General features: G+C 67.8%; 26 protein-coding genes and 1 pseudogene. 4 read left to right on the forward strand and 23 right to left on the reverse strand.

The features are described 5' to 3' along the window. The 11 genes and pseudogenes from RWO33_RS06755 to rlmE form a co-directional block, all read right to left on the reverse strand. A pseudogene (locus RWO33_RS06755) lies at positions 1 to 227 on the reverse strand (repressor LexA); the annotation flags it as partial. 358 nt (positions 228 to 585) lie between these two features. Next, a complete protein-coding gene (ubiB, locus tag RWO33_RS06760; RefSeq protein WP_314103504.1) occupies positions 586 to 2,259 on the reverse strand; it encodes a 2-polyprenylphenol 6-hydroxylase in 1,674 nt (557 codons plus the stop codon). 35 nt (positions 2,260 to 2,294) lie between these two features. Beyond that, entirely contained in the window at positions 2,295 to 2,795 is a 501-nt protein-coding gene (locus RWO33_RS06765) for a CinA family protein (RefSeq protein ID WP_145477997.1), read from the reverse strand. Next, the gene (gene hflX / locus RWO33_RS06770) at positions 2,789 to 4,099 is read right to left on the reverse strand and encodes a ribosome rescue GTPase HflX (protein WP_314103507.1); all 1,311 of its coding nucleotides are present in this window, start codon (positions 4,097 to 4,099) and stop codon (positions 2,789 to 2,791) included. The genes RWO33_RS06765 and hflX overlap by 7 nt, the downstream gene beginning before the upstream one ends. Positions 4,100 to 4,122: 23 nt before the next feature. After that, positions 4,123 to 4,407, reverse strand: coding sequence for an RNA chaperone Hfq (gene hfq, locus RWO33_RS06775; protein WP_145477999.1), 285 nt, complete (start codon positions 4,405 to 4,407; stop codon positions 4,123 to 4,125). A gap of 102 nt (positions 4,408 to 4,509) precedes the next feature. After that, positions 4,510 to 5,463 (reverse strand): tRNA (adenosine(37)-N6)-dimethylallyltransferase MiaA, encoded by a 954-nt coding sequence (gene miaA / locus RWO33_RS06780; RefSeq protein ID WP_314103511.1) that lies wholly within the window; start codon positions 5,461 to 5,463, stop codon positions 4,510 to 4,512. Continuing rightward, the gene (gene folP / locus RWO33_RS06785; protein ID WP_314103514.1) at positions 5,463 to 6,362 is read right to left on the reverse strand and encodes a dihydropteroate synthase; all 900 of its coding nucleotides are present in this window, start codon (positions 6,360 to 6,362) and stop codon (positions 5,463 to 5,465) included. The genes miaA and folP overlap by 1 nt, the downstream gene beginning before the upstream one ends. A 56-nt stretch (positions 6,363 to 6,418) precedes the next feature. After that, the gene (locus RWO33_RS06790; protein ID WP_314103516.1) at positions 6,419 to 6,919 is read right to left on the reverse strand and encodes a hypothetical protein; all 501 of its coding nucleotides are present in this window, start codon (positions 6,917 to 6,919) and stop codon (positions 6,419 to 6,421) included. An 86-nt stretch (positions 6,920 to 7,005) separates the two neighbouring features. Next, entirely contained in the window at positions 7,006 to 7,188 is a 183-nt protein-coding gene (locus RWO33_RS06795) for a hypothetical protein (protein WP_314103591.1), read from the reverse strand. Next, positions 7,185 to 9,128, reverse strand: a complete 1,944-nt coding sequence (gene ftsH, locus RWO33_RS06800) for an ATP-dependent zinc metalloprotease FtsH (RefSeq protein WP_186308830.1) — start codon at positions 9,126 to 9,128, stop codon at positions 7,185 to 7,187. Before ftsH ends, RWO33_RS06795 begins: the two co-directional genes overlap by 4 nt. A gap of 53 nt (positions 9,129 to 9,181) precedes the next feature. After that, positions 9,182 to 9,814, reverse strand: coding sequence for a 23S rRNA (uridine(2552)-2'-O)-methyltransferase RlmE (gene rlmE / locus RWO33_RS06805; RefSeq protein ID WP_145478004.1), 633 nt, complete (start codon positions 9,812 to 9,814; stop codon positions 9,182 to 9,184). Positions 9,815 to 9,879: 65 nt separating this feature from the next. Between rlmE and yhbY the strand changes: the two genes are divergently transcribed. Further along, entirely contained in the window at positions 9,880 to 10,185 is a 306-nt protein-coding gene (gene yhbY / locus RWO33_RS06810; protein WP_145478005.1) for a ribosome assembly RNA-binding protein YhbY, read from the forward strand. Positions 10,186 to 10,192: 7 nt separating this feature from the next. Beyond that, a complete protein-coding gene (locus RWO33_RS06815) occupies positions 10,193 to 10,588 on the forward strand; it encodes an Mth938-like domain-containing protein (protein WP_314103519.1) in 396 nt (131 codons plus the stop codon). A gap of 157 nt (positions 10,589 to 10,745) precedes the next feature. Here RWO33_RS06815 and RWO33_RS06820 read toward each other — a convergent pair whose 3' ends face one another. From RWO33_RS06820 to surE, 4 genes are read right to left on the reverse strand one after another with little or no spacing between them, the layout of a single operon-like run. Next, positions 10,746 to 11,519: a peptidoglycan DD-metalloendopeptidase family protein gene (locus RWO33_RS06820; protein WP_314103522.1), complete on the reverse strand. Its 774-nt coding sequence runs from the start codon at positions 11,517 to 11,519 to the stop codon at positions 10,746 to 10,748. After that, a complete protein-coding gene (locus RWO33_RS06825) occupies positions 11,516 to 12,130 on the reverse strand; it encodes a YqaA family protein (protein ID WP_145478008.1) in 615 nt (204 codons plus the stop codon). The genes RWO33_RS06820 and RWO33_RS06825 overlap by 4 nt, the downstream gene beginning before the upstream one ends. A gap of 19 nt (positions 12,131 to 12,149) precedes the next feature. Further along, positions 12,150 to 12,827 carry a protein-L-isoaspartate(D-aspartate) O-methyltransferase gene (locus tag RWO33_RS06830; RefSeq protein ID WP_145478009.1) on the reverse strand — a complete coding sequence of 226 codons (678 nt, stop codon included), beginning with the start codon at positions 12,825 to 12,827 and terminating at the stop codon, positions 12,150 to 12,152. Beyond that, on the reverse strand, positions 12,824 to 13,603 hold the full coding sequence (gene surE / locus RWO33_RS06835; RefSeq protein WP_314103526.1) for a 5'/3'-nucleotidase SurE: 780 nt from the start codon (positions 13,601 to 13,603) through the stop codon (positions 12,824 to 12,826). The genes RWO33_RS06830 and surE overlap by 4 nt, the downstream gene beginning before the upstream one ends. Before the next feature lie 187 nt (positions 13,604 to 13,790). Between surE and RWO33_RS06840 the strand changes: the two genes are divergently transcribed. Next, on the forward strand, positions 13,791 to 14,330 hold the full coding sequence (locus tag RWO33_RS06840) for a Smr/MutS family protein (protein WP_314103528.1): 540 nt from the start codon (positions 13,791 to 13,793) through the stop codon (positions 14,328 to 14,330). A 95-nt stretch (positions 14,331 to 14,425) separates the two neighbouring features. On the opposite strand, the gene truD is transcribed toward RWO33_RS06840, so the two are convergent. From truD to RWO33_RS06875, 7 genes are all read right to left on the reverse strand, one after another. Beyond that, positions 14,426 to 15,469, reverse strand: a complete 1,044-nt coding sequence (gene truD, locus RWO33_RS06845; RefSeq protein ID WP_314103531.1) for a tRNA pseudouridine(13) synthase TruD — start codon at positions 15,467 to 15,469, stop codon at positions 14,426 to 14,428. Beyond that, the gene (ispF, locus tag RWO33_RS06850; RefSeq protein ID WP_145478013.1) at positions 15,466 to 15,963 is read right to left on the reverse strand and encodes a 2-C-methyl-D-erythritol 2,4-cyclodiphosphate synthase; all 498 of its coding nucleotides are present in this window, start codon (positions 15,961 to 15,963) and stop codon (positions 15,466 to 15,468) included. The genes truD and ispF overlap by 4 nt, the downstream gene beginning before the upstream one ends. A 64-nt stretch (positions 15,964 to 16,027) precedes the next feature. After that, positions 16,028 to 16,726: a 2-C-methyl-D-erythritol 4-phosphate cytidylyltransferase gene (gene ispD, locus RWO33_RS06855; RefSeq protein WP_145478530.1), complete on the reverse strand. Its 699-nt coding sequence runs from the start codon at positions 16,724 to 16,726 to the stop codon at positions 16,028 to 16,030. Continuing rightward, positions 16,723 to 17,073 carry a cell division protein FtsB gene (ftsB, locus tag RWO33_RS06860; protein ID WP_145478014.1) on the reverse strand — a complete coding sequence of 117 codons (351 nt, stop codon included), beginning with the start codon at positions 17,071 to 17,073 and terminating at the stop codon, positions 16,723 to 16,725. The genes ispD and ftsB overlap by 4 nt, the downstream gene beginning before the upstream one ends. Before the next feature lie 5 nt (positions 17,074 to 17,078). Then, on the reverse strand, positions 17,079 to 18,365 hold the full coding sequence (gene eno, locus RWO33_RS06865) for a phosphopyruvate hydratase (protein ID WP_145478015.1): 1,287 nt from the start codon (positions 18,363 to 18,365) through the stop codon (positions 17,079 to 17,081). Positions 18,366 to 18,434: 69 nt separating this feature from the next. Continuing rightward, a complete protein-coding gene (locus tag RWO33_RS06870; protein ID WP_314103536.1) occupies positions 18,435 to 20,084 on the reverse strand; it encodes a CTP synthase in 1,650 nt (549 codons plus the stop codon). A 335-nt stretch (positions 20,085 to 20,419) separates the two neighbouring features. Further along, positions 20,420 to 20,662: a hypothetical protein gene (locus RWO33_RS06875; protein WP_314103538.1), complete on the reverse strand. Its 243-nt coding sequence runs from the start codon at positions 20,660 to 20,662 to the stop codon at positions 20,420 to 20,422. 162 nt (positions 20,663 to 20,824) lie between these two features. On the opposite strand from RWO33_RS06875, the gene parE reads away from it, so the two are divergent. Beyond that, the gene (parE, locus tag RWO33_RS06880) at positions 20,825 to 22,714 is read left to right on the forward strand and encodes a DNA topoisomerase IV subunit B (RefSeq protein WP_145478018.1); all 1,890 of its coding nucleotides are present in this window, start codon (positions 20,825 to 20,827) and stop codon (positions 22,712 to 22,714) included. Positions 22,715 to 23,327: 613 nt separating this feature from the next. On the opposite strand, the gene RWO33_RS06885 is transcribed toward parE, so the two are convergent. After that, a complete protein-coding gene (locus RWO33_RS06885) occupies positions 23,328 to 24,449 on the reverse strand; it encodes an inorganic phosphate transporter (protein ID WP_145478020.1) in 1,122 nt (373 codons plus the stop codon).

Raw genomic sequence — 24,449 nt, forward strand, 5'->3', positions numbered from 1 at the left:
CCCTCCTGCAGCGGCGGCGCCTGGACCAGCCGGATGCCGCGCGCCTGGCCGGGGATGCGACGGATCGCCCCGGCCTGTTCCAGCGCTTCCAGGTGGTACTGCGCGGCCCGCACGCCCTTGAAGCCGAACGCGCGGGCGATTTCCGTCTGCGACGGCGGCGCGCCGTCGGTCTCGATGCGCTCGGCGATCAACTGCAGGATCGCCTGCTGGGTATCGGTAAGGTCCATGGTTAGTAGTAATACTACTAACACCTGATCGGCACAAGTGCCCCGATCAAAAAAGCGGAGAGCAGCCACGCAGGGCGTGGCTCTACGTCGGTCGTGCCATCGCAATGCGCGACGACCCTGGGCGCGAAGAGCAGCCACGCAGGGCGTGGCTCTACGGTGGTCGGGCCATCGCAATGCGCGACCACCCTCGTAGCAGCAGGTGTAGATCCACGCCCTGCGTGGAGACCGCGCGCAGCGCGGCCACGTGTCCGAAGCCGCACCCGCCCTCTTCCGGCCATCCGTCCAACGTTTAGAGGTGCCGAAGCCGCCGGTCAGGTGTCATGACGCCGCCCGAAGTGCAGCCGACCAACGGTCGGCTCTACCGCCCCGATCGCCAGATCGAAAACAGGATCCACACCCCGCACAACCCCGCCCCCACGAACCCGGCCACGCCCAGCGCCAGCAACCAGCGGCTGGAAAGCCCGCCCACGCTGTGCATCACGATCGACGAGCCGATGATCAACGCGGCGGTGATCACCCCCACCACCAGGCGGTTGGCAGCACGATTGACCTGCTCGCCGAACCCCTGCAGCGCCGTCGTTTCCACTTTGAGCTGCAGGCGCCCGCGGCGCGCCATCTGCACCAGCCGGCGCACGTCGCGCGGCAGGTCGCCGGCCAGCTCGAGCAGGCCGACCACGCTGCGCTTGCCCCGCTTGAGCAGGGCCGAGGGCGCGAAGCGCTGCCACATGACCCGCTCCAGGAACGGGCGCGCGGCAGTGGCCATGTCGAACTGCGGGTCGAGCTGGCGGCCCATGCCTTCCAGGGTCAGGAAGGTCTTGATCATCAGCGCCAGGTCGGCTGGCAGGGTCAGCCCGTACTGGCGCAGGATCTGGGTGATGTTGCCCAGCATCAGGCCCATGTGCAGGTCCTTGAGCGGCACCCCGCGGTACTGGTCGACGAAGCTGCTGATGTCCTGCTGCAGCCGCGATTCGTCCACGTCGATGCCACCGGACCAGTCCAGCAACACGTCGGTCACCGCTTCGGGCTCCTGCGCCACCAGGCCATGCAGCAGCTGCGCGACCTGGAACCGGCGCTGCTCGGAGATCGCCCCGACCATCCCGAAGTCGATCACCCCGATCCGGCCGTCGCGCAGGTAGATGATGTTGCCCGGGTGCGGGTCGGCGTGGAAACAGCCATCTTCCAGCACCATCTTCAGCACGATGCGGGCACCGGTGCGGGCCAGCCGCACCCGGTCCAGGCCGGCGGCATCCACGCCGGCCAGGTCGCGGCCGGGAATGCCGTCGACGAAATCCTGCACGTTCAGGCTTTCGCAGGTCCACTGCCAGTGCACGCTGGGAATCAGGATGTCGGTACGCCCTGCGAAATGGCGCGCGATGCGTTCGGCGTTGCGGCACTCGGCGGCGAAATCCAGTTCGCGCCGCAGCGACACCTGGAACTGCTGCACCACCTCGGCCGGACGGTAGCGCTGCAGGTCCGGCAGTCGCGCCTCGACGATCTCGGCCAGTCGCGCCAGCAGGCGCAGGTCGGCTTCGATCACGTCGCGGATGCCGGGGCGGCGGATCTTCAACACCACCGCGCGGCCATCGTGCAGGGTGGCGCGATGCGCCTGCGCCAGCGAGGCGGCCGCCATCGGCGTTTCATCCAGCCAGGCGAACACCTCGCTGGCCGGCGCGCCGAGGTCGGCCTCGAGCTGTTCGAGCACGGCCGCATAGGGCAGCGCAGGCACCGCGTTCTGCAGTTCGGAGAACTCGGCGATCCACTCCGGCGGAAACAGGTCGACGCGGGTAGCCAGTACCTGGCCGAGCTTTACGAAGGTCGGGCCGAGCTCCTCCATCGCACGCCGCACCCGCACCGGCGCGGTCATGCGCAGGATCTGCCCGGTATCGTTCCAGTGCAGCAGGCGGCCGGCACGTTCAAGCACATCGGCCAGGCCGATGCGGCGCACCAGGTCGCCGAAGCCGTAACGGATCAGGACCGAGGCGATTTCCTGCAGGCGCCCCAGGTCACGGACGGTTCCCAGCGTTTCCCACATTGGCGCACCCTCGTTCGACGACCCGTCTCAGGATGTCACACCGCCGGGAAAATTCCCGTCAGCGCCTGCAGCACGGTCTGGCGGCGGATCGCATCGCGGTCGCCGTCGAACTGGAACAGCTGGGCGCGGGCATAGCCGCCGCGCTGTTTCCAGCCGATCCAGACACTGCCCACCGGCTTGTCGGCGCTGCCGCCGCCCGGGCCGGCGATGCCGGTTACCGCCACGGCCATGCCGGCGCCGGAATTGACCAGCGCGCCGGAGACCATCTCCAGCACGGTCTCGCGGCTCACCGCGCCGAACTGCTCCAGGGTCTGCGCGCGCACGCCAAGCAGGCGCTGCTTGGCTTCGTAGCTGTAGACCACCATCCCGCAGTCGAAGAAGGCCGACGAACCGGCAATGTCGGTCATCGCCTTGGCGATCCAGCCGCCACTGCAGCTTTCGGCCGTGACCAGCTGCAGCGACGCCTGCTGCAGGCGCTGTCCGACCTCGCGGGCGAGATCGGACAGGTCGGCGTCGGTGGGAACGGAGGTCACCATTCCGGAACCTTCTCGGGCAGCAGCGTGCGGATCGGCGCGCCGTCGTCTGCCGCGGCCAGCTTCTCGGCTTCGGCGATCGGGATTTCCACCTGCAGCAGCCAGCCGTCTTCGTCGCTGTGTTCGCCGCGCACCACTTCAAGCTGGTGCAGGCGCGAGCGCAGGCGACCGGCGGTCGGTGGCAGGCGCAGGTCGCCGCTGACATGCTGCAGGCCCAGGCGCTTGCCCAGCACCGACTGCAGCAGGTCCAGGCCCAGCCCATCGCGCGCCGACATCCAGACCCGCTCGCGGCGGGCGCTGTCGGGGATGCCGTCCTGGCCGTCGTGACGGACCTCGCTGCCCTCGATGCGGTCGATCTTGTTGAACACCAGCAGCTGCGGCAGCTCGCCGGCGCCGACTTCGTTGAGCACCTCGTCGACCTGGGCGATGCGCTCTTCGCGATGCGGATCGGCCGCGTCGACGACGTGCAGCAGGAAATCGGCTTCGCGCGCTTCGCTCAGGGTGGCGCGGAAGGCCGCGACCAGTTCGTGCGGCAGGTCGCGGACGAAGCCCACCGTGTCGGCCAGCACCACGTTGCCGCCCGGCACCGCGATGCGCCGCACGGTCGGGTCGAGGGTGGCGAACAGCTTGTCGGCCGCGTAGGCCTCGGCCCCGGTCAAGGCATTGAACAGGGTCGACTTGCCGGCATTGGTGTAGCCGACCAGCGCCACGCGCGGCAGCTCGCTGCGCACGCGCGCGCGGCGCATCTGGGTACGCTGCACTTCGACCTTTTCCAGCCGCTTCTGCAGCTGCTCGACCCGCTTCTGCAGCAGGCGACGGTCGGTTTCCAGCTGGGTTTCGCCCGGACCGCGCAGGCCGATCGAACCGCCGCGCTGGCGCTCCAGATGGGTCCAGCCGCGGATCAGCCGCGTCGACATGTGGCGCAGCTGGGCCAGTTCGACCTGCAGCTTGCCTTCATGACTGTGCGCACGCTGGGCGAAGATGTCCAGGATCAGGCCGGTACGGTCGATCACCCGGCGCTCGAGGAACCGCTCCAGGTTGCGCTCCTGCGACGGCGACAGCGCATGGTTGACCAGCACCAGGTCGGCACCGGTGGCCTCGGCAGCTGCCTTGATTTCGTCGAGCTTGCCCGAGCCGATCAGCACCGACGGATTGGGCCGGTCGATGCGCGCGGTAAGGGTGGCCGCGATGCTGGCCCCGGCCGAGCGGGCCAGGTCGGTAAACTCTTCCAGCACGTCTTCTTCCAGCCTGCCGGCGTGCGGCTGGATCAGCAGCGCGTGTTCGCCTCGCTTTGAACGGTCAAACACGCGCGCCTCCGTTGTTGCTTACTTCATTCAACGTCGTCTTCTTCCTGGGCGCCGTCGGCGCCACCGTCACTGGACTGCACATAGCCACCACCGGGGCCTACCTTGACGTTGCGTGCCGGCACCACGGTCGAAATGGCGTGCTTGTACACCATCTGGCTGACCGTATTGCGCAGCAGGACAACGAACTGGTCGAACGATTCGATCGTTCCCTGCAACTTGATGCCGTTCACCAGATACACCGACACCGGCACGCGCTCGCGCCGAAGTGCATTCAGAAACGGATCCTGCAGCGATTGCCCCTTGGACATTGCACACTCCTCATTATTGTTTTTATGGTCTTCCGGCAGTCGCCACGGCCCCCGCCACCGGAACCCCCGATGGTACACGGGCCGGCGGCAACACGCTGTGGCTCAGCGGGCCACAAAGGCGGCGACCGCATCCGCCAGGGAAGCATGGTCGATATGGGGGTCGAACCAGCGCGCATCAAGCTCGCCGCGCAGCCAGGTGAGCTGGCGCTTGGCCAGCTGCCGGGTGGCGTAGATGCCCCGGTCGCGGAACGTGGCGGCCGTCCCCTGCCCGTCCAGGAACTCCCAGGCCTGCCGGTAACCGACCGCGCGCACTGCCGGCAGGTCCAGCGGCGCGGCGGCGGCGGCCATCTGCGGCAGCGCCCGCAGCGCCCGCACCTCGTCCAGGAAGCCGTGCGCGAGCATGCGGTCGAAGCGGGTCTCGATGCGCTGGTGCAGGACGCTGCGCTCGCGCGGGGCCAGCACCAGCTTCAGGCAACGCACCGGCAACCTGTCCACGCCAGGCTGCTTCTGCCAGTCGCTGATCGGCCGCCCGGTCAGCTGGTAGACCTCCAGCGCGCGCTGGATGCGCTGTGGATCGGTGGCATGGATGCGCGCAGCGGCCACCGGGTCGACCGCCGCCAGCTGGGCGTGCAATGCCGGCCAGCCCTGCACTGCGGCTTCGGCGCTGATCCGGGCGCGCAGCCCTGGGTCGGCCGGCGGCATCGGTGACAGCCCCTGCAGCAGGGCGCGGAAATAGAGACCGGTGCCACCGGCGAGGATCGGCATGCGCCCCCTCGCGACGATGTCGGCCACGGCGCGCGCGGCGTCGGCGCCGAACTCGGCCGCTGAATAGGTCTGCCACGGGTCGCGCAGGTCCAGCAGGTGGTGCGGCGCCTGTGCGCGCTCGTCGGCATCGGGCTTGGCCGAACCGATGTCCAGCCCGCGATACACCAGTGCCGAATCGACGCTGACGATCTCGCCGCCCAGCTGCCGGGCCAGGGCGATGGCGGTCGCGGTCTTGCCCGACGCGGTCGGGCCCATCACCGCGATCGCGAGCGGGCGCCGATCGACCGCCATCAGTCCTCGTCCGGCCAGCGCGGCATGGCCGGTGCGGCGTCCACGCGCGGCATCGGCACCGCGTCCACCGCCGCCCACACCTTCAGCGCATCCACGGTGGCCGCCACGTCATGCACGCGCAGGATCATGGCGCCACGCTGCGCGGCGAGCAGGTGTGCGGCCACCGAGCCGGCGACACGCTCACGCGGCACCTGGCGTCCGGTCAGCTCGCCGATGCTGCGCTTGCGCGACAGCCCGGCCAGCATCGGCACGCCCAGCTCCAGGAAGCGGGCCGAGCGCGCCAGCAGGACCATGTTGTGGTCGGTGGTCTTGCCGAAGCCGAAGCCCAGGTCGATGACCAGGTTCTTCTTCGCGATGCCGGCCATTTCCGCCGAGAACATCCGGTCGGCCAGGAAACGGTGGACCTCGGCGACGACGTCGTCGTACTGCGGGGTGTCCTGCATGCTGCCGGGCTCGCCCTGCATGTGCATCAGCACCACCGGCACGCCCAGCTCGGCGGCAGCGGCGAGCGCACCCTCCTGGCGCAGCGCGTGGATGTCATTGATCATCCCGGCGCCGGCGGCGACCGCCGCACGCATCACCTCGGGCTTGAAGGTATCGATGCTGATCGGCACGGCGGTCTGCCGGGCCAGCTGCTCGATCACCGGGATCACCCGGCGCAGCTCTTCGTCCAGCGGCACCGGGGCACTTCCCGGCCGGGTCGACTCGCCGCCGACATCGAGCAGGTCGGCGCCTTCGGCCACCAGTTGCAGCCCATGTGCGACTGCTGCGTCCACCGTGTCGTGCGCGCCGCCGTCGGAGAACGAATCCGGGGTGACGTTGACGATGCCCATCACGCGCGGGCGGTCCAGCCGCAGCACGCGGCCGCCGCAGTCAAGCTGGGGAGAAGTGTCGAACATGGGCCATCCACGAAGTACGCCAGCGCCTAGTTTACGCTGGCGCATGGCAGCCCCCCTCAGCGGGTGTCGCCCAGGCGTACGTTGTCGACCGGGTCGGCCAGCCACTGCGCCAGGTCGCCGCCGATGGCGGTGACGATCCGCTCCAGCGCTTCGCACGAGCCCTTGTTGCCGCCGCTGGAGACCAGTCCGGAAGAACGGCGCGCGGTCACGCCCGCCAGCCGCCGGCCATCTTCATACAGCTCGCCCCGCACCGTGGCCGACTTGCCGAAGCCCAGGAACATGTTGCCCTTGCCGTTCGCTTCGATGAACTCGAGCTTCAGCACGCGCCCCTGCCCGCCCGGTTCCGCCTGCAGCTGCACCGTGTTGCCAAACTCACCGGCACGCTCGGCGAGCGCGCGGGCCAGCTGCTGGCCCATCTGGCATTCGGACATGATGTAGCGCGGGATGTAAGCCTCTTCCGAAAACGGCACCGGGTCCTGTACCTGGACGGTAGCGGCCATGACGGGCGTGGCACAGCACAGCAGCGCGGCGAGCGCCGCGCGCATAGAATGACGCATCGAATTCCCCCTGGATTGTGGTGCGCGGACGCGACATGCGACCCCGCATGCGCATCCTGCCCAGTGCGGGCAGCCGCTGCAATACCTCAGCGCCTGCGCCGCCTGCGGTCCAGGTAGACGGTCTTGCCCACGCTCAGGACGATGCCGAGCCCGATCCCGACGATGCCACCCAGCAGGTAGTTCTCGCTGAGCAGGCCCACCGCAGCGCCCACCACCGTGGCGATCACCATTTCGGTGGTATGCGAAACCGGGGGCGGTGGCACCCTCAGATCTGCTCGGCAGGCCCGGCGATCGGCGGCACCGGACGGGCGTCCCCACCCTTGTCGTTGTTGTTGTTGCCGCCGTCCTTGTTGGACTTGCCCCAGCCCATCGGCGGCGGCGGATCGCGCCCTTCCATGATCGCGTCGATCTGCGGCGCGTCGATGGTTTCGTACTGCAACAGCAGCTGCGACATGGTGTGCAGCTTGTCCATGTTGGCCTTCATCAGCTCCGTGGTGCGGGCATACGCCTTGTCCAGGATGCTGCGGACCACTTCGTCGATGCGGCGCGCGGTGTCGTCGGAAACGCTCTTGTGCTGGGTCACCGAACGGCCCAGGAACACTTCGTCGTCCTCCTCGCCATAGGCGATCGGGCCGAGCTCGTCGGACAGGCCCCACTTGGTGACCATGTTGCGGGCCATCTTGGTGGCGCGCTCGATGTCGTTGGAGGCGCCGGTGGTGACCTTGTCGGCGCCGAAAATCAGCTCTTCGGCCACGCGGCCGCCGTACAGCGAGCACAGCTGCGATTCGATCGCCACGCGGTTCATCGAGTACTTGTCGCCTTCCGGCAGGTACATGGTCACGCCCAGCGCACGGCCGCGCGGGATGATGGTGACCTTGTAGACCGGGTCGTGCTCGGGCACCAGGCGGCCGACGATGGCATGGCCGGCCTCGTGGTAGGCGGTGAGCGTCTTTTCTTCCTCGCTCATGGCCATCGAGCGGCGCTCGGCACCCATCAGGATCTTGTCGCGCGCGCGGTCGAAGTGCTCCATGCGCACTTCCTTCTCGTTGCTGCGGGCGGCGAACAGCGCCGCTTCGTTGCAGAGATTGGCCAGGTCGGCACCCGAGAAGCCCGGGGTACCGCGCGCGATCACCATCGGCTCGACATCGTCGGCCAGCGGCAGCTTGCGCATGTGCACCTTGAGGATCTGCTCGCGGCCCTTGACGTCGGCCAGGCCGACCACGACCTGGCGGTCGAAGCGGCCCGGGCGCAGCAGCGCCGGGTCGAGCACGTCGGGACGGTTGGTGGCGGCGATCACGATCACGCCCTCGCCCCCTTCGAAGCCGTCCATTTCCACCAGCAGCTGGTTCAGGGTCTGCTCGCGCTCGTCATGCCCGCCACCCAGGCCGGCACCGCGATGGCGGCCGACGGCGTCGATTTCGTCGATGAAGATGATGCACGGGGCCTGCTTCTTGGCCTGCTCGAACATGTCGCGGACGCGGCTGGCGCCGACACCGACGAACATTTCAACGAAGTCCGAACCGGAGATCGAGAAGAACGGCACCTTGGCCTCGCCGGCGATGGCGCGGGCCAGCAGGGTCTTGCCGGTACCCGGCGGACCGACCATCAGCACGCCGCGCGGGATCTTGCCGCCGAGCTTGGTGAACTTGGTCGGGTCGCGCAGGAAGTCGACCAGTTCGCCGACTTCTTCCTTGGCTTCGTCGCAGCCGGCAACGTCGGCGAAGGTGACCTTGATCTGGTCTTCGCCCTGCAGCTTGGCGCGCGACTTGCCGAAGGACATCGCGCCCTTGGCGCCACCGCCGCCGCCCTGCATCTGGCGCATGATGAACAGCCAGAAGCCGATGATCAGGATCACCGGGAGGAAGTTCATCAGGATCGCCCCCAGCGAGATGCCGCTGGACGGCTCTTCCTGGACGATTTCCACGTTCTTGCCGCGCAGCACGTTGATCAGGTCGCGATCCATCGGGGCGTTGATCGTGGCCGACTGTCCGCCGCGCGTGGTGTAGGTCAGCTGGTTGGTGCCGCTGCGCAGGTCGCCGCTGAAGGTGACCTTCTGCACGTTGCCGCTGTCCACCTGGTCCAGGAACTGCGAATAGGTCGCACCCTGGGCACCGGCGCCACTGGTCTTCGGCGAGAAGCTCTGGAAGACCACCATGAGCACCACGGCGACGACCACCCATAGCAGGAGGTTCTTGGTCAAGTCGTTCATCCTCATTGGCTCCGGTGTTCCTCTAATGCCTGACGCTATTGGTATGGTTGAGCTTACTTGATCTGGGCGCGTTTGCCCTGCCCCAGGGCATACACCTCGGGCGAGCGCTTCCGCGACGCTTCAGGCTTGCGGATCACGACCTTGTCGAACCGGCGGCGCATCTCGCGCACGTAGTCGTCGAAGCCCACGCCCTGGAACAGCTTGATCAGGAACGCGCCACCCGGCTTGAGATGGTTGTCGGAGAAGTCCATCGCCAGCTCGGCCAGGTGCATCATCCGCGGCTGGTCGACCGCGTCCACTCCACTCTTATTGGGGGCCATATCCGAGAGCACAAGGTCTACCGGCTGGTCGCCCAGCATGGCTTCGAATGCTGATAGGACGGCCTGCTCCCTGAAGTCGCCGTGAAGGAACTCCACGCCGGCCAGCGGCGGCATCTCCAGGATGTCCAGGGCCAGCACCCGGCCGGTGTCGCCGATCTGGCGCCGGACCTGCTGCGACCAGCCGCCCGGGGCGGCGCCGAGGTCGACCACGACCATGTGCGGCTTCAGCAGCCGGTCGCGCTCGAGCAGCTCCTCCAGCTTGTAGGCCGCGCGCGAGCGCATGCCTTCGGCCTGGGCCTTCTTCACGAAGGGGTCGGCGAAGTGTTCTTTCAACCAGCGTTGACTGCTCTTGCTGCGGGAAGCCATTGGAAATAGGGCCGGACGGGGTGGTCATGATACCCTGATCGCCCCAGTTAACCGCTTGTTCCTGAATGTCTATCGTCCTGACCTCCGCCCAGACCCGCTTCCTCCGCGGCCATGCCCATGATCTGAAAGCCCTGCTGCAGATCGGCGGCAAGGGGGTCACGCCGGCCTTCCTGGCCGAGCTGAACGAGGTGCTGGAGCGCCATGAGCTGGTCAAGATCAAGGTCGGCGCCGAGGATCGCGAGGCCCGCGACGCGATGATCGCCGAGCTGGCCCAGGCCACCGAGAGCGCGCTGGTGCAGCGCATCGGCCATGTCGCGGTGCTGTACCGGCCGAGCCGGGAACAGCGCCAGATTGTGCTTCCGCGCGGCTGAGCCAGCGATGCAGCTGAACCACGAAATCCCGGATTTCGCCTATGCGTTCCGCGCCGTGGGTGACAGTTCGGTGCTTCTGGAGGACCGCGAACACGGCGAGCCGCGGACACTGGTCCAGAGCTTCGCGCTGACCCCGCACTCGCTGCTGGATACCTGGGCGGTCCCGGGCGCGGTCCGCGACATGACCGCCGAGCACCTGGCACCGGTGCTGGCGCTGAAGCCGGAGCTGGTGATCCTCGGTACCGGCAGGACCCAGCAGTTCCCGCCCACGGCCGTGATGGCCGCCTGCCTGACCCTTGGCATCGGCATCGAAGTGATGGACAACCCGGCGGCCGCACGCACTTTCAACCTGCTGGCCGGCGAAGGCCGCAACGTGGCTGCGGCGATCCTCCTGCCGGGCTGAAATTGGTTGAATCCGTTCAGGAAAGGCTGCCGTTGGCAGCCTTTTTTGTGTCGACTGACCGGACGCTGCAGCCACGCAGGGCGTGGCTCTACGTTACCCGCACCGCCATACGAGGCCTCGACGCACGGGTAGAGCCACGCCCTGCGTGGCTGCGCGATCACCTGGGAGGCAGATACAACAACGGGTCGACCGGCTTGCCGTTGTAGCGGATCTCGAAGTGCAGCATGTCGCGGGTGGTGCCGGTGCGGCCCATTTCGGCGATCTGCTCGCCGGCCTTGACGCTCTGGCCCTCGTTGACCAGCCGCTTGCGGTTGTGGCCATAGGCCGACAGCCACTGTTCGTTGTGCTTGATGATGATCAGTTCGCCGAAACCGACCAGGCCCGCGCCGGAATAGACCACCACGCCCGCCGCCGTGGCCCGTACCGGCTGGCCGCTGCTGCCGGCGATGTCCACGCCCTGCTTGGTGACGTCGGCGCCGACGAAGCGCCCCACCAGCGCACCATCGGCCGGCCAGCGCCAGTTGATGCTGCTCTTGATGGCGGTGGTCGGCGACGGCGTCGGGGTGGGCGCCGGGGTCGAGGTGCCCGGGCGCGGCGCGGTGACCACGGTGGTGGGCGCACGCCCCGGGCTGCCGCCCGGATACAGGCGCAGGGACTGCCCGGGATAGATGGTGTACGGCTCGCTCAGCCCGTTCCATGCGGCCAGGTCGCGCGGGGTGATGTTGTGGATGCGTGCCAGCGCGTAGAGGGTGTCGCCACGGCGCACGACCGCGGTCTGGCCGGGCTTGGCCACCGAAGTCTGCGGCGTGGTGTGCGCGGTGCGCCCGCCGGACGGTTTGACCACCGTAGCGGTGCCGCAGGCACCCAGGGTGGACACCACCAGCAGCAACGCGGCCAGCCGCGCGGCCCCGCTCATACGATCAGCACTCATGCGAACTTCGACCTCCATACAAGCCAGGCCACCAGACCCACCACCAGTACGGTGGCGACCCAGCCCAGCGGTTCAATCCAACGCCGCAGGGCGGCTTCGGCACGTGCGCCGCCGATGCGGATCACCGCAGCCAGGACGTACACGCGCTTGCCGCGACCGATCAGCATGCTCAGGAAGTACTGCGGCAGCGGCACCCCGACGATACCCGAAGCCCATGTGAAGACCTTCATCGGGATCGGCATGAAGCCGCCCAGTACCAGGAAGGTGAACACCGCCCACGGGGATTCGGCCATCTTGGCCTGCACGATGGCGATGCCGCCTTCGATGCTGGTCAACATGCCCATCGCGGCGAACAATGGCTTGATTGCTTCGAAGGCGTAATGGCCCAGGGCGTAGCCGACCAGCGCACCGGCCATCGACCCGGCCAGGCTGAGCGTGGCGAACCACCAGCCGCGTTTGGGCTGGGCCACGCACATCGGCGCCAGCATCACCTCCGGCATCACCGGGAAGATGATCGCCTCGATGAAGCTCAGCACGGTGAGATAGGTTGGCGCGCGCTCGTGCGCGGCCCACTTCATTGCCCGCTCGTACAGCGGACCGAAAATCTTCATGACGCGATGCTCCTTGGGATCAGTCCAGCATGCCAGACAGCAGCGGTACGAACGTGACCGGCGCCAGTACCTGCTGCTCGACACTGCCGTCTCCACGACGGGTAAGCTGGATCAACGACTGCGCACCGGCCGCGCCCACCGGCGCCACCAGGCGCCCGCCCACCGCCAGCTGCTCGACCAGCGCATCCACCAGCGCCGGTGCGGCGGCGGTGACCACGATGGCATCGAACGGACCGTGTTCGGCCCAGCCGACACGGCCGTCGTCGTGCTTGCTGCGGATGTTCATGCCCAGCGCGCGGAAGCGCTTGCGCGCCTGCCGCAGCAGGTCGCCGATGCGTTCGACGGTGTACACCTCCAGCCCCAGCGCGCCGAGCACGGCGGCCTGGTAGCCCGAACCGGTGCCGACCTCCAGCACCTTCTTCGGTGCCGACTGCAGCACCGCTTCGGTCATCCGCGCCACCACCCACGGCTGCGAAATGGTCTGGCCATGGCCGATCGGCAGCGCGGTGTCTTCATAGGCGCGCGAGGCCAGCGCTTCGTCGATGAACAGATGGCGCGGGACCACCCGGATCGCGTTCAGCGTGTCCTCGTCGACGATGCCGCTTTCGCGCAGGCGTTCGACCAGGCGGTCGCGCACGCGCTGCGAGGTCATGCCGATGCCGACCGCTTCGGGTTGCAGGCGCAGGCGCTGGCTCATGCCGGGCGATCCAGCGCTGCGGTCAGTCCACCGACCCAGCTGGCGACCTTTTCCAGCGCCTGGTAGCGGGTCAGGTCGACCTGGATCGGGGTGATCGAGATGTAGCCGTTGCGTACCGCATGGAAATCCGTGCCCGGACCAGAATCCTGTTCCCGCCCGGCCGGCCCGATCCAGAACACTTCATTGCCGCGCGGGTCGCGCTGGGCGATGCAGCCTTCGGCCCGATGGCGGTTGCCCAGCCGGGTGACCTCGAAGCCACGTACCTGGTCCCAGGGCAGGTCCGGCACGTTGACGTTGAGGATGGTGTCGGCGGGCAGCGGGTCGGCCTTGAGCCGGGTGACGATTTCAACCGCGGCACGCGCGGCGGTTTCGAAGTTGCGTGGATCGTGGTTGTGCGTGACCAGCGACATCGCCACCGCCGGCAAGCCGAGGAAGCGCCCTTCCATCGCCGCAGACACGGTGCCGGAGTAGATGACGTCATCGCCGAGGTTGGCGGCATTGTTGATGCCGGAGACCACGATGTCCGGGTCGTATTCCAGCATGCCGGTCAGCGCCAGGTGCACGCAGTCGGTCGGGGTGCCGGCCACCGAGCAGGTGGCGGCGTCGATGCGCTTGACCCGGACCGGGAGGTCGAGGGTCAGCGAGTTGCTGGCCCCGGAACGGTCGCGGTCGGGGGCGACCACCATCACGTCATGGCCGGCCTCGCGCAGTACCGAGGCGAGCATCCTGATGCCCGGGGCATCGACGCCATCGTCGTTGCTGACCAGGATCCGCATGGGAGTTTTAACCGCTTGATTGTTCAAGACTTCATTTCCATCACTTTCCAGCGTTGGCGGGGCCGGCCCTCTCCCGAGCCGGGATCGGCGACCGCGCAAGTGCGTCAGCTATTGTGCCGCAAGCGGGCAGATCGGCCTACCCCGCCGGGAGGTAGGCAGGGCCGATCCGGGGCATTAGGCTGTACCCATGTCACATCCTGAAGACGAAGATCCGGCCGCGCTGTTCCGGGCTGCCATCGGCGAGGTCACGCCGCTGCGCAGACCGGTGGCTGCCCCGCCGGCCACGCCACGGCCGAAGCCGCGCGCGCGGATGGCCGAACAGGACGACGACGCCGCGCGCGGGGAGTTCGCCCGGCTGCTGCGCGACAGCAGTCCGCTGGAAGCCGGGGACACCGCCAGCTACCGGCGCGACACCTTGCCGGCGCGGATGTTCCAGCGGCTCAAGCGTGGGCAGTATTCGGTGCAGGACGAACTGGACCTGCACGGCGCCACCGCGGCGCAGGCGGAAACGCTGCTGCGCCAGTTCCTGCTGGAAGCGCATGCGCACGAGCATGGCTGCGTGCGCATCATCCATGGCAAGGGGCTGCAGTCCGATGGCGGCGCACCGGTGTTGAAGAACCTGGTGGACCGGTTGCTGCGCCAGCGCAACGATGTGCTGGCGTTCCATTCGGCGCCGGCCGGGCAAGGCGGGACCGGCGCGGTGCTGGTGTTGTTGGCGCGGCGGTGATCGCCCGCACCGCGCAGCCACGCAGGGCGTGGCTCTACGGCAAGGTGGCGACGGATCCGTCGTAGAGCCACGCCCTGCGTGGCTGCACGTAAAAATCAATCGTTCGACGAAGCGCTGCTGGCGTCGTCCACCGGACCCAGCTCATGCAGGACGGCGGTGGCATAACACCCCGGCGGCAGCGCGAAGGTCAGCTCCAGCACATCGGCTTCCAGCCAGCGGTGCTGCAGATTGGCCGGGCGCAGGCGCAGGGCGCGGCGCTCCTGCTTCAGGCGGGCGCCTTCCAGGCCGGCACGCAGGCGCAGGGATTGGTCGTCGCTGATCGCGCCCAGCTCCAGTGCCGCCGCCGCCCCCGTGCTGCGCAGCTCGCCTTCACCCCACAACGGCCCGCTGGGATGGATGTCGAAGCGTCCCAGGCGGTCGGCCAGCAGGTCGGTCCACGGCTCGGGGCCGAACACGCTGCGGCTGCCATCCAGCATCCACACTTCGCCCTCCAGCGAGCTGTCCCAGTTGCCCTGCGCGACGCGCTCGGCCAGCACCTGGTTGAACAGCGCCGACCGCGCCGCCGACAGCAGCAGCGAACGCTGGTCCGGGCGCATCCGGCGGCCTTCGAACATCGCCAGCGCGGCCGGCACGTTGCCGCCGTCGCGGCCGAAGCGCTGCTCGCCGAACCAGTTCGGCAGGCCGCGCGCGGCAATCAGCGAAAGACGTTCGTCGATCGCCCTGGCATCGCCCTGGACATTGCGCAGCACCAGCCTGAACCGGTTGCCGGCCAACGCACCGCGCTGCAGCTTGCGGTTGTGCCAGGTCGATTCAAGCACCTCCACTTCGTCGGAGGCCAGGCTGGCGACATCCGGCGCGACGCGCTTGGGCAGGTGCACGCTGAACCGCTGGGTGGTGACGGCGTGGCGATCCTTCATGCCGGCATAGCTGACCGCCATGTCCGGCAACCCGGCCCACCTGGCCAGCAGCTTGGCCACGTGCACGGTATTGGCGCCGCGCTTGCGGATCGTCAACAGCAGGTGCTCGCCCTCCCCGCTCGGCTCGAACGCCGGCAGTTCGTCGACCTGGAAGTCCTCGGGGGTGGTACGGATGTCGGCGTGCAGCAGCGGCGCGCCGAACGCCAGCGGCAGCGGGATCACAGCGCCACCAGCAGCACGACGGCCTGGGCCGCGATGCCCTCCCCGCGCCCGGTGAAACCGAGCTTTTCCGAGGTGGTCGCCTTGACGCTCACCGCATCCAGCGCGATGCCCAGCAGGCCGGCAATGCGTTCGCGCATCGCCAGCGCATGCGGGCCGACCTTGGGGCGTTCGCAGATCACGGTGATGTCGGTGTTGCCGACCTGCCAGCCGCGCTCGCGCAGCAGGCCGTTGCAGTGCTCCAGGAAGCGGCTGCTGTCGGCGTCTTTCCAGCGCATGTCCGACGGCGGGAAGTGCTGGCCGATGTCGCCGAGCGACAGCGCCCCGAGCATGGCATCGCACAGCGCATGCAGGATCACGTCGCCGTCGCTGTGCGCCAGCACGCCACAGCTGTGCTCGACCCGGATGCCACCGAGCATGATGTGGTCGCCCTCGCCGAAGGCGTGGACGTCGTAACCCTGGCCGATGCGGACGGGCGGAAAAACAGGCGTGCTCATGGTTGGAACCCAACGGTAACGCCGGGCACGGCCCGGCCGGGTGACAGGGGCGCAGCGCGGGAACTCAGGTCCCGCGGCGCGACAGTTCGAATTCGAACCGGGACAGATCGGCCCGGGTGGTGACCTTGAAGTTGTCTTCGCTGCCCTCGACCAGCAGCGGGCGCAGCCCCTGCCGTTCCATCGCCATGGCCTCGTCGGTCACTTCCACGCCGGCCGCGGCCGCGTCCTGCAGCGCACGCGCCAACTGGTGGCGGCGGAACAACTGCGGCGTGAGCGCACGCCACAACCGCGCACGCGGCTCGGTGGCGTCGATGCCGCCGTCGTCGCCGGCGCGCTTGAGGGTGTCGCGTACGGGCGCGGCCAGGATCGCGCCGACCGGGTCGTTGCGCCCCACTTCGAGCAGCCGGCCGAGGTCGGCTGCGGCCAGGTTCGGCCGTGCCGCGTCGTGCACCAGCACGAAATCATCCGCGCGCACGCTCTCGGGCAGTGCCTGCAGGCCGGCCAGCACCGAGTCGGCACGGGTTGCCCCGCCGGTGCAGGTCAGGATCGGCTTGTCGGCCAGTGACTGCCAGCCGGGCCAGTCGGCATCGTGTTCGGCGATCACCACCATCACCCCGGCCACCACCGGGTGCGAAAGCAGTGCTTCCAGGGTATGCGCGAGCAGCACCCGGTCGCCTGCGGGCAGGTACTGCTTGGGCACCTGGCCACCGAAACGGGTTCCCCGTCCGGCGGCCGGGACCACGGCCCAGACGCTGCCCATCAGGGCACTTCCTGGTGCGGCGCGTCCGGGTCGGCCAGCAGCGCCGGCGCGCGCGGCGGAGCCACCGGCGCGTTCTCGACTACGCGGTAGAACGTCTCGCCAGGCTTGATCATGCCCAGCTCGCTGCGCGCGCGTTCCTCGATCGCGGCCTCGCCTTCCTTGAGGTCCTTGACCTCGGCCGCCAGCGCATCGTTGCGCTGCTGCAGGCCGGCGTTGTCGCGCTTCTGGGCTTCGACCTGGGCTTCGAGCGTCATCACCTCTCCCGAGTTGCCCGGGCCGAACCAGAAGCGGTACTGCAGCCATGCCAGCAGTACCGCAAGCACCAGCAGCAGCCAGCGCCAGTTGCGCATGCGGATCAGCGCTTCAGCGAAACGAACGCGTCACGCCCGGCGTAACGCGCGCCGGCACCGAGGGCTTCCTCGATGCGCAGCAGCTGGTTGTACTTGGCCACGCGATCGCTGCGGCACAGCGAGCCGGTCTTGATCTGGGTGGCGGTGGTGGCCACGGCGATGTCGGCGATGGTGGTGTCTTCGGTTTCGCCCGAACGGTGCGAGACGACGGCCGCGTAGTTGGCGCGGTCGGCCATCGCGATCGCTTCCAGGGTTTCGGTCAGGGTGCCGATCTGGTTGACCTTGATCAGGATCGCGTTGGCGGTGCCGGACTCGATGCCTTCCTTGAAGATCTTCGGGTTGGTCACGAACAGGTCGTCGCCGACCAGCTGCACCTGCTTGCCGATGCGGTCGGTGAGCAGCTTCCAGCCCGCCCAGTCGTTCTCGGCCAGGCCGTCTTCGATGGTGATGATCGGGTACTGCGCGGCCCAGTCGGCCAGGAAGTCGACGAACTGCTCGGAGGTCAGGCGCTTGTTCTCGCCGACCAGGTTGTACTTGCCGTTCTCGTAGAACTCGCTGGAGGCCACGTCCAGGCCCAGCAGCACGTCTTCACCGGCGGTGTAGCCGGCCTTGCCGATCGCTTCGAGGATGGTGTCCAGGGCCTCGACGTTGCTGCGGAAGTCCGGCGCGAAGCCGCCTTCGTCGCCCACCGCCGTGCTCAGGCCATGGCCCTTGAGCACCGACTTGAGCGAATGGAAGATTTCGGTTCCGGCGCGCAGCGCTTCGGAGAACGAGGTGAAGCCGACCGGCAGCACCATGAACTCCTGGAAGTCGACATTGTTGTCGGCATGCGCGCCGCCGTTGATGATGTTCATCATCGGCACCGGCAGGGTCACGTCACGGCCCTGGGCCAGGTACTGCCACAGCGCCTGCTTCTTCGACGCGGCCACGGCATGGGCGTTGGCCATCGAAACCCCGAGCAGCGCGTTGGCGCCCAGGCGGCCCTTGTTCTCGGTGCCGTCCAGGTCGATCAGGCGACGGTCCAGGCCTTCCTGGTCGGCGGCATCGAAGCCCTTCAGCGCCGAGGCGATGGTGGTGTTGACGTTGGCCACGGCATTGCGCACGCCCTTGCCCAGGTAACGGGTCTTGTCGCCATCACGCAGCTCGACCGCTTCCTTGGTACCGGTGGAGGCACCCGACGGCACGGCGGCACGGCCGAACGAGCCGTCCTCCAGGGTGACTTCGGCTTCCAGCGTGGGGTTGCCACGGCTGTCGAGGATTTCACGGGCGTGGATGCTGCGGATCGCGGTCATGGCGGGCCAATTTCCAGTCGGTAAGGGGAAAGCGCCGCCCTCTGGCGGCGCGTCAAACATGCGTCGTGATTATGCAGCAGAACGTGCAGCTTTTCGCTCGCGGGCGGCGCTGATGAAACCGATGAACAGCGGATGGCCATCGCGCGGGGTGGACAGGAATTCCGGGTGCGCCTGGCAGGCCAGGAACCACGGGTGCTGGTCGCGTGGCAGTTCGACCACTTCGACCAGGGTGTCGTCCATGGACTTGCCGGCGATCACCAGGCCGGCGTCTTCGAGCTGGGTGCGGTAGCGGTTGTTGAACTCGTAGCGGTGGCGGTGGCGTTCGGAGACCACGTCCTTGCCGTACAGTTCGCGGGCCAGGGTGCCCGGCTTCAGGCGCTGCTCCTGCAGGCCCAGGCGCATGGTGCCGCCGAGGTCGCTCTTGTCGTCGCGTTTTTCGACGTCGCCGGTGGCGGTGCGCCATTCGGTGATCAGGCCGATCACCGGGTTCGGCGACTGGCGGTCGTTCTCGGTGCTGTTGGCGCCTTCCAGGCCGACCACGTTGCGGGCGAAGTCGACCACCGCGGCCTGCATGCCGTAGCAGATGCCGAAGTACGGCATCTGCTGCTCACGGGCGAACTGCGAGGTCAGCACCTTGCCTTCGAAGCCACGGTCGCCGAACCCGCCCGGCACCAGGATGCCGTCGACGTCCTGCAGCGCGGCCATGTCGGTGCCTTCCAGGTCCTGCGCTTCCAGCCACTTCAGGTTGACCTTGGTGCGCTGGCGCAGGCCGCCGTGCTTGAGCGCTTCGCCGACCGACTTGTAGGCGTCCTGGTGGTCGACGTACTTGCCGACCACGGCGATGGTGACTTCATCCACCGGGTGCAGGGTGGCGTCCAGCGCGGCTTCCCATTCGTGCAGGTCGGCCGGACCGGCCTTGTCGCCGAGCTTGAGCTGGTTGATGACGATCTCGTCCAGGCCCTGCGCGTGCAGGCCCATCGGAATGCGGTACAGCACGTCGACGTCGGGCACGCTGATCACGGCACGTTCGGAGACGTTGGTGAACTGGGCGATCTTGCGGCGCTCGGAATCGGGTACCGGCTGCTCGGAGCGGCACAGCAGCACGTCCGGCTGGATGCCGATCGAGCGCAGTTCCTTGACCGAATGCTGGGTCGGCTTGGTCTTGAGCTCGCCGGCGGCGGCGATGTACGGCACCAGGGTGAGGTGCATGAACAGCGCCTTTTCCGGACCGCGCTCGGTGCGCACCTGGCGGATGGCTTCCAGGAACGGCAGCGACTCGATGTCGCCCACGGTGCCGCCGATTTCCACCAGCGCCACGTCGAAGCCTTCGGTGGCTTCGTCCATGCAGCGGCGGATCTCGTCGGTGATGTGCGGGATGACCTGCACGGTGGCGCCCAGGTAATCGCCGCGACGTTCCTTGCGGATCACGTTTTCGTAGATGCGGCCGGTGGTAACCGAGTTTTTGCGGCTCAGGCGGGTGCGCACGAAGCGCTCGTAGTGGCCCAGGTCGAGGTCGGTCTCGGCACCGTCGTCGGTGACATAGACCTCGCCATGCTGGAACGGGCTCATGGTGCCCGGGTCGACGTTGATGTACGGGTCGAGCTTCATCATCGTGACCTTCAGGCCACGGGCTTCAAGGATGGACGCCAGCGAGGCGGCGGCGATGCCTTTGCCAAGCGAGGAAACCACGCCGCCGGTTACGAAGATCAAGGGAGTCATGGCTGGGGGTGTCCTGTCAGGAAGGGGGAAACGACGCCGGCGCGGGGGGCGACGGACGACGTGAAGGGGATATCGGGGTGGAAGCGGTCGGCGGCGGAGTGGTCACGCGCCGGGGCATCCTGCGAGGTCGGGGGGGCCGTGCCGGTCGCCGATGGGACCGTCACCTCCTGCCTACCCTGCTGGCGGTCGCGCACGACCAGACCAGTCCATTCGCTGATGGATGACACGCACTGCTCCCGGAAAGCCATAGTTTACAGATTGGAGCGCCCAAGCCCAAGGGGCATGAACGAAGACGCCCCGGCAAGCCGGGGCGTCGGGGAGGCCAAAACGCAGGGTCAGCGCTTCTTCTTGGCCTCTTCTTCCTCCTCCTGCTGCGGCACCTGCTGGCCCTTGGCCTTCATTTCGGCGGTGGCGGCGGCGCGGCGCTTGGCCTTGGCGTCGGCTTCGGACTGGGCCCTGGCCTCGGCCTGGTCGCCCTGCTGCGCGGTGGACTGGCCCTGTCCGCCGTTCTGGGCCATGGCCAGCGGCACGGCCACGACGGCGGCGGCAATGGCAACGATGGTCAGCAACTTCTTCATGGGGGTCTCCTCGCTATGGCTGGGGATGGCGTGGCCGGGGGCCGGCTTTCACCACCGGAACCATTCTATCGCGCGCTGGTCGGCCGCCCCCTGAACGTGCGGCGTGCAAAAAAGCCGTCCAGACCGCAAACTTCGCCGTCGCTTTGCGCTTCTTGAAGACCGATGAACACCCGCTATAACGCCGCCGATATTGAAGTCCTGTCTGGCCTGGACCCGGTCAAGCGCCGCCCCGGCATGTACACCGACACCGCCCGCCCGAACCATCTGGCCCAGGAGGTGATCGACAACGCCGTGGACGAAGCCCTGGCCGGGCATGCCCGCACGGTCGAGGTGACCCTGTACAAGGACGGCAGCTGCGAGGTCAGCGATGACGGCCGCGGCATGCCGGTGGACATCCACCCGGAGGAGAAGATCCCCGGCGTGGAGTTGATCCTGACCCGCCTGCACGCGGGCGGTAAATTCAGCAACAAGAACTACACCTTCTCCGGCGGCCTGCACGGCGTGGGCGTGAGCGTGGTGAACGCGCTGTCGACGCTGGTGGAAGTGCACATCAAGCGCGAAGGCAGCGAGCACCGCATCACCTTCCGCAACGGCGACCGCGCCACGCCGCTGGAAGTGGTGGGAAGCGTCGGGAAAAAGAACACCGGTACCCGCGTGCGGTTCTGGGCAGACCCGAAGTACTTCGACACGCCCAAGTACAACCTGCGGGCGCTGCGCCACCTGCTGCGCGCCAAGGCGGTGCTGTGCCCGGGCCTGACCGTGAAGCTGCGCGACGAGGCCACCGACGAGCAGGACACCTGGTATTTCGAGGACGGCCTGAGCGACTACCTGAAGGCCGAGCTGGGCGAGCGCGAGATGCTGCCGGCGAACCTGTTCGTGGGGTCGTTGAAGAAGGACACCGAGGTGGTGGACTGGGCGGTGGCATGGCTGCCGGAAGGCGAGCTGGTCCAGGAAAGCTATGTCAACCTGATTCCGACGGCGCAGCACGGCACCCATGCCAACGGCCTGCGCACCGGTCTGACCGAGGCGCTGCGCGAGTTCTGCGACTTCCGCAACCTGCTGCCGCGTGGCGTGAAACTGGCGCCGGAAGACGTCTGGGACCGGGTCTCGTTCGTGCTGTCGCTGAAGATGACCGACCCGCAGTTCAGTGGCCAGACCAAGGAGCGGCTGTCGTCGCGGCAGGCGGCGGGTTTCGTGGAAGGCGCCGCGCACGACGCGTTCAGCCTGCTGCTGAACCAGAACGTCACCCTGGGCGAGGCGATCGCGCAGCTGGCGATCGAGCGCGCAAGCGCGCGCCTGAAGACCGAGAAGCTGGTGGTGCGCAAGAAGGTCACGCAGGGCCCTGCCCTGCCCGGCAAGCTGGCGGACTGCATCAGCCAGGACCTGTCGCGCACGGAGCTGTTCCTGGTGGAAGGCGACTCCGCCGGCGGCAGCGCCAAGCAGGCACGCGACAAGGACTTCCAGGCGATCATGCCGCTGCGCGGCAAGATCCTGAACACCTGGGAGGTGTCGTCGGGCAGCGTGCTGGCCTCTGAGGAAGTGCACAACCTGGCGATCGCGATCGGCTGCGACCCGGGCAAGGAAGACATCAGCGGGCTGCGTTACGGCAAGGTGGTGATCCTGGCCGACGCGGACTCGGACGGCCTGCACATCGCGACGCTGTTGACGGCGCTGTTCCTGAAGCATTTCCCGGCGCTGGTGGATGCCGGCCACGTGTTCGTGGCGATGCCGCCGCTGTTCCGCGTGGACGTGGGCAAGCAGGTGTTCTACGCGCTGGACGAGGAAGAAAAGCGTTCGCTGCTGGACAAGATCGAGCGCGAGAAGATCAAGGGCCAGGTCAGCGTGACCCGCTTCAAGGGCCTGGGCGAAATGAACCCGCAGCAGCTGCGCGAGTCGACCATCCACCCGGACACGCGCCGCCTGGTGCAACTGACGGTGGACGACGGCGAGCAGACCAGCGCGCTGATGGACATGCTGCTGGCCAAGAAGCGCGCGGGCGACCGCAAGCAGTGGCTGGAAAACAAGGGCGACCTGGCTTCGCTGGAAGTCTGATTCGAAAAAATCCCGCTTCGGCGGGATTTTTTTTGGCTCTGGTTGCACGCCATCCCGTAGAGCCGGGCTCTGCCCGGCTGCTTCACGCATCTGGGCGAACAGCCCTTGGCTGATGCATGTACTGGGCTGGGCCGGCGGGGGCGGGGTTGCGGGACACGCCGTGAATCCATCCATGGAGGCTTGTAGAAAACATCCATGTTTTCTACAGTCCCGCAACCCCGCCCCCGCCGACCCTCTACGGTGTGTTGGTGGCCATGGGAGATCAACGGCGGTGCCGATCATTTTCATGCGTTGACGGATGTTGGTGCCGTGCGTGCGTTCGTTCGGGAACCGAACCTACCAGCGCACCGCGTAGAGCCACGCCCTGCGTGGCTGCCTTTTCCATCCGCACACGACCATCTGTCGGGGGCGGCCGGCGGGTAGCCCCCGTAGGGACTGTCAAAAACATGGATGTTTTTGACAAGCCTCCATGGATGGATTCACGGCGTGTCCCGGAGGGGGCTGCCCGTCGGCCGCCCCAGCTCGGACGAATGAAAACGCTGCTCTTCGCGACCAACCAGCAGAGACAAAAATCCCGGCCGAAGCCGGGTTTTTCCGTTTCAAACCAACCGAATCAGGCCCAGCCGAACAATTCGAACAGCTTCAGGATCAGGTAGGCACAGCCGCCGGCGGCCGGGATGGTGAGGATCCAGGCCCAGACGATGCGCTCGATCACGCCGAAGCGCAGCGAACGCGGGTTCTTGGCGTAGCCCACGCCCATGATCGCGGTGGAGATGCTGTGCGTGGTCGAGACCGGCATGCCGAAATGCGCGGCCAGGGTCAGGATCGTCGCCGAGCTGGTTTCCGCCGCGAAACCGTGGATCGGGTGCAGCTTGACCATCTTGTGGCCCAGCGTCTTGATGATCTTCCAGCCGCCCGAGGCGGTACCCGCGGCCATCACCACCGCACAGGTCAGCACGATCCACATCGCAATGCCGTCACCGGCGTGCGCGTCCGGGTGCATGAAGGCCAGCCACGACGGCAGGTCGTTCAGCGCGCCGGTCGCCTCCGCACCGATCAGGGTCATGGCGATGATGCCCATGGTCTTCTGCGCGTCGTTGTGCCCGTGCGCGAAGCCCATGTAGGCCGCCGACACGATCTGCGCCTTGCCGAAGAACGCGTTGACGATGCGCGGACGCGCCAGCCGGCCCAGCCAGCCGCCCACCTTGGCCATGCCCGCGATGATCGCCCACAGCAGCAGCATCACCAGGATGCCCAGCAGGAACCCGGCGATCGGCGAAGTGATCATCGGCAGGAACACCTTCCACAGCAGGCCCTTGTTCTGGGCCCAGGTGCCGATGCGCTCGGACCAGATCAGCGCATCCCAGTTGTTGTGCGCCGCGGCCAGGCCGGCACCGCACAGACCGCCGATCAGCGCGTGCGAGGATGACGACGGCAGTCCCTTCCACCACGTGATCAGGTTCCAGATGATCCCGCCCAGCAGCGCGCACAGGATCACCTGCGGGGTCACGTCGACCACGTTGGTGTTGAGCAGGCCAGAGGCGATGGTCAGCGCGACGGCGGTGCCGGTGAGCGCGCCGATCAGGTTCATGAAGGCCGCAAGCATCACCGCCCAGCCGGGCGAGAGCACCTTGGTCGCCACTACCGTGGCGATGGAGTTGGCGGTGTCGTGGAAGCCGTTGATGAACTCGAAGACGAGCGCGGCCAGGATCACCACCAGAACGAGGGTCAGCAT

This window comes from uncultured Stenotrophomonas sp. (assembly GCF_963519925.1).
GTDB lineage: Bacteria > Pseudomonadota > Gammaproteobacteria > Xanthomonadales > Xanthomonadaceae > Stenotrophomonas > Stenotrophomonas maltophilia_AE.

Excerpts from the sequence above, each read along its gene's own strand:
- RWO33_RS06885 (WP_145478020.1), bottom strand. The coding sequence starts at position 24,449 with ATGCTGACCCTCGTTCTGGTGGTGATCCTGGCCGCGCTCGTCTTCGAG.
- RWO33_RS06820 (WP_314103522.1), bottom strand. The coding sequence starts at position 11,519 with ATGAGTGCTGATCGTATGAGCGGGGCCGCGCGGCTGGCCGCGTTGCTG.
- ispF (WP_145478013.1), bottom strand. The coding sequence starts at position 15,963 with ATGAGCACGCCTGTTTTTCCGCCCGTCCGCATCGGCCAGGGTTACGAC.
- ftsB (WP_145478014.1), bottom strand. The coding sequence starts at position 17,073 with ATGCGCAACTGGCGCTGGCTGCTGCTGGTGCTTGCGGTACTGCTGGCA.
- RWO33_RS06765 (WP_145477997.1), bottom strand. The coding sequence starts at position 2,795 with ATGGTGACCTCCGTTCCCACCGACGCCGACCTGTCCGATCTCGCCCGC.
- folP (WP_314103514.1), bottom strand. The coding sequence starts at position 6,362 with ATGTTCGACACTTCTCCCCAGCTTGACTGCGGCGGCCGCGTGCTGCGG.
- parE (WP_145478018.1), top strand. The coding sequence starts at position 20,825 with ATGAACACCCGCTATAACGCCGCCGATATTGAAGTCCTGTCTGGCCTG.
- hfq (WP_145477999.1), bottom strand. The coding sequence starts at position 4,407 with ATGTCCAAGGGGCAATCGCTGCAGGATCCGTTTCTGAATGCACTTCGG.
- yhbY (WP_145478005.1), top strand. The coding sequence starts at position 9,880 with ATGTCTATCGTCCTGACCTCCGCCCAGACCCGCTTCCTCCGCGGCCAT.
- RWO33_RS06825 (WP_145478008.1), bottom strand. The coding sequence starts at position 12,130 with ATGAAGATTTTCGGTCCGCTGTACGAGCGGGCAATGAAGTGGGCCGCG.
- RWO33_RS06870 (WP_314103536.1), bottom strand. The coding sequence starts at position 20,084 with ATGACTCCCTTGATCTTCGTAACCGGCGGCGTGGTTTCCTCGCTTGGC.
- RWO33_RS06840 (WP_314103528.1), top strand. The coding sequence starts at position 13,791 with ATGTCACATCCTGAAGACGAAGATCCGGCCGCGCTGTTCCGGGCTGCC.
- RWO33_RS06830 (WP_145478009.1), bottom strand. The coding sequence starts at position 12,827 with ATGAGCCAGCGCCTGCGCCTGCAACCCGAAGCGGTCGGCATCGGCATG.
- RWO33_RS06790 (WP_314103516.1), bottom strand. The coding sequence starts at position 6,919 with ATGCGTCATTCTATGCGCGCGGCGCTCGCCGCGCTGCTGTGCTGTGCC.
- miaA (WP_314103511.1), bottom strand. The coding sequence starts at position 5,463 with ATGGCGGTCGATCGGCGCCCGCTCGCGATCGCGGTGATGGGCCCGACC.
- ftsH (WP_186308830.1), bottom strand. The coding sequence starts at position 9,128 with ATGAACGACTTGACCAAGAACCTCCTGCTATGGGTGGTCGTCGCCGTG.
- ubiB (WP_314103504.1), bottom strand. The coding sequence starts at position 2,259 with ATGTGGGAAACGCTGGGAACCGTCCGTGACCTGGGGCGCCTGCAGGAA.
- surE (WP_314103526.1), bottom strand. The coding sequence starts at position 13,603 with ATGCGGATCCTGGTCAGCAACGACGATGGCGTCGATGCCCCGGGCATC.
- RWO33_RS06875 (WP_314103538.1), bottom strand. The coding sequence starts at position 20,662 with ATGAAGAAGTTGCTGACCATCGTTGCCATTGCCGCCGCCGTCGTGGCC.
- eno (WP_145478015.1), bottom strand. The coding sequence starts at position 18,365 with ATGACCGCGATCCGCAGCATCCACGCCCGTGAAATCCTCGACAGCCGT.
- RWO33_RS06815 (WP_314103519.1), top strand. The coding sequence starts at position 10,193 with ATGCAGCTGAACCACGAAATCCCGGATTTCGCCTATGCGTTCCGCGCC.
- rlmE (WP_145478004.1), bottom strand. The coding sequence starts at position 9,814 with ATGGCTTCCCGCAGCAAGAGCAGTCAACGCTGGTTGAAAGAACACTTC.